Below are 7,154 nucleotides of genomic sequence, written 5' to 3'. Positions count from 1 at the left end.
ATGGCGATCTCATCGTGAGCGAAAGCGCCCACCTAAAGGCTAACATTCATGGCCGCCATGCCACTGTGGCCGGGGAAATAACCGGCGATGTGGAACTGAGCGGTCGCCTGGAGATTACCCCCACCGGGAAGATCTATGGGCAGATTCAGGTGGCCAGCTTAGCCGTTAGCGACGGCGGCTTTTTTACTGGCAATTGCTCCATGAAAGATCCTCAAGGCCGCCCCGGGGCCAAGACAAAAGCGGATCCCAAGCAGGAACAACCAAATAAGTCCCCACGTCCCCACCCCTAACAGCTAATTGAGAGGGTTATCTTTCCGGTTGACACTGTCCCTGAACACAGGTACCATGCAAGTAGTGGGAATATTACTGTTGTTATACGAATAAGGGGCTGGCTTGACGTGGCCGGGCTAAGCTTTGATACTGTCTCTCAGGTTAGGCCCAACAATACAGGCCGGGTTTGCCCAGGCCTTTTCTGCTCTTTTAGGAAGGTTGTCCCAGGAGGAGTGTAGGACTGTGCGCATTGTCGATCATCCGCTGCTGGAGCTTAAATCCAAGCTGAAACCAGTTGTCATCGAAGTAGACGGAAAAAAGATCTGGGCCCACGAAGGAGAGCCCATTGCAGCCGCCTTAATGGCACACGGCCTTCGTGTCTGCCGCACCACCAGAAGGCGCCAAGAGCCGCGAGGAGTGTTCTGCGGGATCGGGCGCTGTACCGATTGTGTGATGACGGTGGATGGCAGGCCCAATGTGCGCACCTGTATCACGCCGGTGAAGGCAGGCATGAAGGTAACCACACAAAGGGGGCTCGGTCAGTGGCCCATCTCTCATTAAACGGGGTAGCGGTGGTTGGAGGCGGCCCGGCTGGGCTCATGTCTGCCCTTACCATTGCTCGCTCCGGGGCTCAGGTGGTTCTCATTGATGAAAACGACCAGCCGGGGGGTCAATTATGTAAGCAAATTCACAAGTTCTTTGGCTCTAAAGATCACCGCGCCGGGGTGCGCGGTTACCGTATTGCCACCGAGCTGCTTGAAGACTGCGCGGCGGCGGGGGTGGAAATACTCACCGATACAGTGGTCTTTTCCATCCAGGACTGTACCTTAGGCTTGGCCCACAGGGACGATTGTTTTTACCTTAAGGCCCAAGCTATTATTTTGGCAACCGGAGCCAGCGAAAACCCCCTGGCTTTTCCGGGTTCCACTCTGCCAGGCGTGATGGGGGCCGGAGCGGCCCAGACCTTTGTCAATCTTCACCGTGTTTTGCCGGGCCGGCGGGTATTAATGGTGGGTGGGGGCAATGTGGGCCTTATTGTCTCCTACCAACTACTTCAAGCCGGAGCTCAAGTTGTCGGTGTGGTGGAGGCGCTACCTCGCTTAAGCGGCTACCAGGTGCACGCAGCTAAGATCAAACGGGCCGGAGTGCCTATCTGGACGGGTCATACTGTACTGGAGGCGAACGGTGACCAAGAGGTGCAGGAAGTCACAGTGGCCGCAGTGGACGATCATTTTCAGCCGTTACCGGGGAGTGAGCGTACCCTGGCTGTAGATACCATCTGCTTGGCTGTAGGACTGACACCCCTGGCCGAACTGGCCTGGCAGGCCGGTTGCCGCTTTTTTTACCAAAGCGCCTTAGGCGGGCAGGTGCCGCTTCATTCTGTTAACATGGAGAGCACGGTACCGCATATTTATGTCGCCGGTGACATGGCCGGTGTGGAAGAAGCCTCTACGGCTTTAGAAGAAGGTACGATTGCCGGTTTGGCGGCGGCCACGGCCATGGGTTGCTCGGTGCCTCAAGCTGAGTTGGAGGCGGCTCAGGAACGTTTGGCCTCCCTACGCCGCGGACCTTTTGGCGACCTGCGCCAGCGGGCCAAGAGTGAGCTGATAAAGAGGTGGACAGATTGTCACCCAGGCGAATAGCTGTAATCGAATGTCCGGAGGAAATACCGTGCAACCCTTGTGAGACAGTCTGTCCGCAGGGTGCGATCCAGGTGGGGAATCCCATCACTAGCCGGCCACGCTTGGATACCAGGCACTGTATTGGCTGTGGCGCCTGCGTAGCTGCCTGTCCGGGGTTGGCTATTTTTCTGGTTAGTAGCGACAACAACGGGCCTGATGAAGTTACATTTCCCTATGAATTTCTCCCTCGGCCCGAACCGGGGGAATCGGTAACGGCAGTCAACAGAGACGGCGAAAGCTTGGGCCCGGCCTGGGTAAAGGCCTGTTGGCAGCCTCAAGGTGCTGATGGCACCTACTTAGTCACCATTACATTACCTGTCGGCTTAGCCACGAAAGCGCGAGGCATAAGGAGGCCTAGCCATGACCGATGATGAGGTAGTTATTTGCCGCTGCGAAGAAGTAACCAAAGGAGAAATTCGGCGGGCCATCGAGGCCGGAGCTCGAACTCCGCAGGCGGTAAAACGATTCACCCGGGCTGGTATGGGTCTGTGTCAGGGTCGAAGTTGCCGCCGACTTATCGCCCAGATCATCGCTCAAGAGACCGGTCAAAGCCTGGCCGATATTTGGCCCAGCACCTACCGGCTGCCCACCCGCCCGCTGACGGTGGTGAGCTTAAAGGGGGAACAACGGTGAAGTACACGGCAGAGGTGGCGGTGGTAGGGGGCGGGGTTATCGGTACCGCTGTGGCCTATTATCTGTCCCGCCAAGGGGCCGACGTTCTCCTGTTGGAACAAAACGAACTTGGTTCTGGTACGTCGTCAGCCTGCGATGGTTTCGTCATTATGCAGTCAAAAAACCCCGGTGTTCATCTCCAGTTAGGGCTGGCCTCGGCCCGGATCTATCGTGACTTGACAGCCGAGCTGGACTGGGACCTTGAATATAATCCCTGCGGTGGATTGATTGTGATTGAACGGCCCGACGAGCTGCCGGCCATGGAAACGTTTATGCACAAGCAGCAGGCTATCGGTCTGGATGTACGCCTGATCAGTGGCGAAGAAGCTCGCCGGCTCGAGCCTAATTTAGCCCCCCATGTGGTGGGAGCTACATATAGTGCCCAGGATAGCCAGGTCAATCCGCTCCAGGTGGTGCTGGGTTTTGCCCAGGCTGCGATCCGTCACGGTGCGCGTGTACAGCAGGGTACTCCCGTCCAGTCCCTGGTGCGCAAGAATGGCACCATCGAGAAGGTAGTCATTCCCGGTGGCTGCGTTTATGCCCAGTCATATATACTGTGCACCGGCGTGTTCACCTCAGCTTTATTAGCCCCCCTGGGCCTGGAGCTACCGCTTCGCCCCCGCCGGGGGCAACTGGTGGTGACTGAGCCGGCTCCGTCTTTGGTTCGACATATTTTACTCTGTGCCCGCTACATTGCCGCCAAGTACCACCCGGAGCTTTTGGCCGCCGCCGAAGACGATGCTTTGCGTCTAGGTGTTGGGCTCGCCCTGGAACAAACGGCTGCCGGCACCATACTGGTGGGCAGTACCCGCGAGTTTGTAGACTGGGATACATCTACAACGCTGGAAGGGGTCCGAACCGTTTTGCGCCATGGAGCCCGCATCTTGCCGGCCCTGGACAAACTGCACGTTATCCGCACCTTTGCCGGGCTGCGTCCTTATACCCCGGACGGCCTCCCCTACTTGGGCCTGCTGCCGGGAGTGGATAATCTATATATTGCTGCCGGTCACGAAGGCGATGGCATTGCCCTGGCGCCAATCACAGGTCAGCTACTGGCTGAACTGGTGGTGAGCGGGGAAACGTCGATTTCCCTAACGGAGTTTGCCCCAGATCGCTTTCTCCAAGGGAAAAAACAAGGCGGGAATCCGGTGATTTCACCTTAATGTGGGAACCTTCACTACCTGAATGACGTAGAATTGAAGCAAGGATAGAAAAAGGGGTGAGCTGAAGTGTTAACCGTAATCCTGCCAGTAGTGGTACTGTTTGCCATTATTTTGTTACCGGTGCCCAAAATTGGCGGTGACGCCCGAATCGGGTTGCTGGCGGCAGCTGTGTTGGCGTTTCTGTTCGGGCGGGTGGGAATACCGGCGGCAGCGACGGCGGCTATCGGTGGTATCGACCGGATTGCCTGGGTAATCGGTCTTTCCATCTTTGGCAGTATCTATGCCCAATCACAAGTACGGCTGGGAACCATGGATACGGTGCTCAACATCTTCCGGGCCCTCTTTGGTCGTTCTCCCAAGGGCCTCATAACGGCAGTGGTACTGAGCCTGGTGTTGGCCGGATCCCTCTTGGGCGACGCCATTGCTACCACTACGGTCATCGGTGTGTTGGTGGTCATGTCCTTGGCCGAGCTGGGCTTAGACGGCGAGCAAGTGGGGCTGACCTTACTCTTGGGCGGAATTCTCGGTTCCATTATGCCCCCGATTACGCAATCATTTTTCCTGGCTGCCAGTCTCATCGACACCCCGGTGGATCCAGTGATCGGCATCGGTTACATTACTGTAAGTATTGGGGTGCTAATAGCTCTGGCCACCCTGTGGCGCCACGTCCGGATCAGAGAATTGCCGCCCGAGCTGATCCCTGATCGCTCGGCCGGTCAAATTCTGGTCCAGGAATGGCCACGGCTGGTACCTTTAGCAGTATTGGCAATTATTGTTATCCTGCGTTCGGGTTTCAAGATCGAAGTACTGGAAATCCTCGATCCCTTGCTACCCTTTGGTCAGACACCTATCCTAAAGGCCCTGACTAATCGGATTATTCAGGCCATAATAGTCACCACCATTATAACGCTGGCTTTTCCCCAGGTGCGGCGGCAATTTAAAGCGATTTTTGCCGACGGTATCAAGGCCGTCGCCAAAACAGTCCAGATCCAACTTTGCGCCGGCATTATGCTAGGGGCGTTTTATGCTTCCGGAATGATCGACCAAGTAGTGGCCTTTACCAAAGGACTGACACCGGCCGCCACCACCTTCGGTGGAGCAGTAGCAGTTCTTTTGATGGGAATGCTCACCGGCTCTCAGAGCACCGCCCAAAACACCCTTATTCCTTTCCTGGGACCTATGCTGACGCAAAACTTCGGCGTGAGTGCCACCAAAGCGGCCCTGGGAGCAGCCCATCTGGCCATGGCTGGCCAGTCCATGCCGCCAGTGTGCTTGACCACTTTTGTGGTGGCCGGGTTGGTGGGCGGTATTTTGGCGAAAAAAGTCGACCCGGTGCGTATCATGATCATGGCCTTGCCGGTTACCTTGTATTTTGCTGCCGTGGGTTTGGCGGCCTGGTTTCAGTTGTTCTAACCGCGAGCCGATAAAAGCGGCCAAAAAGGAGAGGTTGCCTAAAATAGGGGTAACCTCTCCTTTGTGTCTCCTTTCACACCATTTCATTATCATAAAACTTATCATCCTGAGGGTTTATCCCGAAGGATCTTAAGATGTTGCCCGACCCGTGCTCACTTCCCGGTTCAAGTCTTTGCTTCCACCGTTCCAGGGCTCGGTTCGGAGTGTGCGTCTAGACCGGCTGCGGATTGTTTGCCGCCGCTGGATCCATTTTCATCCTTTCGCTGGTGCTGCCGCTTGCGGCATAGGATCTACCCCTGAATAGTTACCTCTTTTTTGCAGTTGGCTATGTTACCGCACCTTTGCCTTGAGTAAGGCCACTGTTGCCAGTATAATTAAGGAGCAGCCATCCTTGGCAGTGCTCAGTGTTCAAGGCCGCACCGGACAAAGCTTATTTATTTACGTAGCTTGCGGATGGCGTTAAGTTGGATCGCTACTTCCCAGGGCCGGGGAAGTTCTAATTGCTAAAAACTATTTGCGTTGGCGTGGCCCCCAACGCCTACATTTGCAAGAAGTGCAAGATAGTAGTGGTTGATTACACATCAACAGAAGTTAAATGACCAAAATCCTTAGCTCGTAAAATTTAAGGCATGGTCTGTATACAGTTTCAAGTTGGTCATCCAGCCTGTCCAGCCTGTCCAGAGCGAAGCGTGGGAAGCGAAGCGAAGGATCCATGCCATATATGCACGATGTTATGTTGTTCAAATACATGAGCACAATTTTACTCATTGCGAGGTGGATACAATGAATACCAACAGGAAAATCGCAGTTACCATCATGGTGCTGTCAGTAATACTGGCTGCATGGCTTTATGGAACAGAGTATTATACATCGTCTAATCCCGATAAGATAGAGGATACTTTAACCGCGTATATTTCCGGTGACGACATAAGGACAGGAACGGGTAGTTCGCCCCAGCTTTTTGTCTTTCATGACCTAAAAGCAGAGGTTGTCCAGACCAAGAAAATCGGCAACTCTATGATAGTACTGTTTACCGACGGTAAGCTTGATAACTTCCTCGGCTTAGCACGATTTAAGCGTGGCCTAAACTTTAAGTGGCGTCCCATTGCAGCCAACTACGGACCAGGCGTAGGTGGTAGCAGAGATTTTTCCTTTACCATCGGCAAGAAAAGATATGTGGCAATTTGCGGGGTGAATATTGACCCACGGGTAGAGTATTACGAATATGTTACCACCGATGCTAATCCGGTAGTATTACATTCCAATACCGTAAGTGAGCCCAGCTTCATGGACATCTACGAATTTGAGACAGGCTACTGGCCAACGCTGCGCTTGATTGACTCCAGCGGTAATGATATCGCTCCAGAATTACACAAGCTGCACGACCAAAGCGCTCCCAGCGCAGGTGTTGGCACGGCCGAGCTCTTTATGATAAACGTTTTTTGCGGGCTGATATTGTTTGTAGGCTATATCATAGCGCGGTATTATTGGACTTCAGAACCACAGAGCAAAGAGCAGAAAAAGGATATTTGTATCTGACAAGGGGTGATAAAAACGTTAAGCCGAGCATTAAAATTTGCCATCGGCCCCAGCTTAGGACTAACTATAGGCGGCATAATTATTCCGAGGATTATGTTTGCAAACAGATATAACCAAACATATCCTCCTATGTTAGTACATGCCGGCCTGTATTTTGTTACGGGATATAGTGTGTCTTGTGTAATCTTTCTTTTTATCGAATGGGTCAAATCAAAAATGGAACGTAACCAATGAAATTAGGAAGAAAAAGATGCCACTTTATTGGATAGTGCTTATTCCTGCAATAGTCGTCGCACTTTGCTCGGACAAGATAGATGCGGCCGCAAATGCGAGTAATAAGTTTTAAAAATGAGGCTGGTAAAGCGCAACGAGAAAACTACGCAGGGGTGAAATAGATAATTAGTATTAAGGATTT

At 53.5% G+C, this 7,154-nt stretch carries 8 protein-coding genes; all 8 read left to right on the top strand.

The features are described from left to right. On the top strand, nucleotides 1-290 hold a 290-nt coding region (locus GX016_08025), incomplete at its 5' end, for a polymer-forming cytoskeletal protein (GenBank protein ID HHT71506.1). A gap of 223 nt (nucleotides 291-513) precedes the next feature. Next, nucleotides 514-831: a (2Fe-2S)-binding protein gene (locus tag GX016_08020; protein ID HHT71505.1), complete on the top strand. Its 318-nt coding sequence runs from the start codon at nucleotides 514-516 to the stop codon at nucleotides 829-831. A gap of 38 nt (nucleotides 832-869) precedes the next feature. Continuing rightward, complete coding sequence (locus GX016_08015; protein HHT71504.1) at nucleotides 870-1,913, top strand: FAD-dependent oxidoreductase; 1,044 nt, start codon at nucleotides 870-872, stop codon at nucleotides 1,911-1,913. Next, nucleotides 1,895-2,323, top strand: a complete 429-nt coding sequence (locus tag GX016_08010; protein ID HHT71503.1) for a 4Fe-4S dicluster domain-containing protein — start codon at nucleotides 1,895-1,897, stop codon at nucleotides 2,321-2,323. Before GX016_08015 ends, GX016_08010 begins: the two co-directional genes overlap by 19 nt. Continuing rightward, nucleotides 2,313-2,585, top strand: a complete 273-nt coding sequence (locus GX016_08005; protein HHT71502.1) for a (2Fe-2S)-binding protein — start codon at nucleotides 2,313-2,315, stop codon at nucleotides 2,583-2,585. The genes GX016_08010 and GX016_08005 overlap by 11 nt, the downstream gene beginning before the upstream one ends. Continuing rightward, nucleotides 2,582-3,787, top strand: coding sequence for an FAD-dependent oxidoreductase (locus GX016_08000; GenBank protein HHT71501.1), 1,206 nt, complete (start codon nucleotides 2,582-2,584; stop codon nucleotides 3,785-3,787). The genes GX016_08005 and GX016_08000 overlap by 4 nt, the downstream gene beginning before the upstream one ends. 66 nt (nucleotides 3,788-3,853) lie before the next feature. Beyond that, the gene (locus GX016_07995; protein HHT71500.1) at nucleotides 3,854-5,200 is read left to right on the top strand and encodes a TRAP transporter large permease subunit; all 1,347 of its coding nucleotides are present in this window, start codon (nucleotides 3,854-3,856) and stop codon (nucleotides 5,198-5,200) included. A 783-nt stretch (nucleotides 5,201-5,983) separates the two neighbouring features. After that, the gene (locus tag GX016_07990) at nucleotides 5,984-6,739 is read left to right on the top strand and encodes a hypothetical protein (GenBank protein HHT71499.1); all 756 of its coding nucleotides are present in this window, start codon (nucleotides 5,984-5,986) and stop codon (nucleotides 6,737-6,739) included. The last annotated feature ends 415 nt before the right edge of the window (nucleotides 6,740-7,154 follow it).

Source organism: Bacillota bacterium, assembly GCA_012837285.1.
GTDB lineage: Bacteria > Bacillota > DTU030 > DUMP01 > DUMP01 > DUNI01.
Note: the sequence above shows the minus strand (reverse complement) of the source record. Positions and strands in the feature narration are given on the sequence as shown.

What these genes read in the sequence shown, in the direction of transcription:
- GX016_08015 (HHT71504.1), top strand. Translation starts at nt 870, where the DNA reads ATGTCTGCCCTTACCATTGCTCGCTCCGGGGCTCAGGTGGTTCTCATT.
- GX016_08005 (HHT71502.1), top strand. Translation starts at nt 2,313, where the DNA reads ATGACCGATGATGAGGTAGTTATTTGCCGCTGCGAAGAAGTAACCAAA.
- GX016_07990 (HHT71499.1), top strand. Translation starts at nt 5,984, where the DNA reads ATGAATACCAACAGGAAAATCGCAGTTACCATCATGGTGCTGTCAGTA.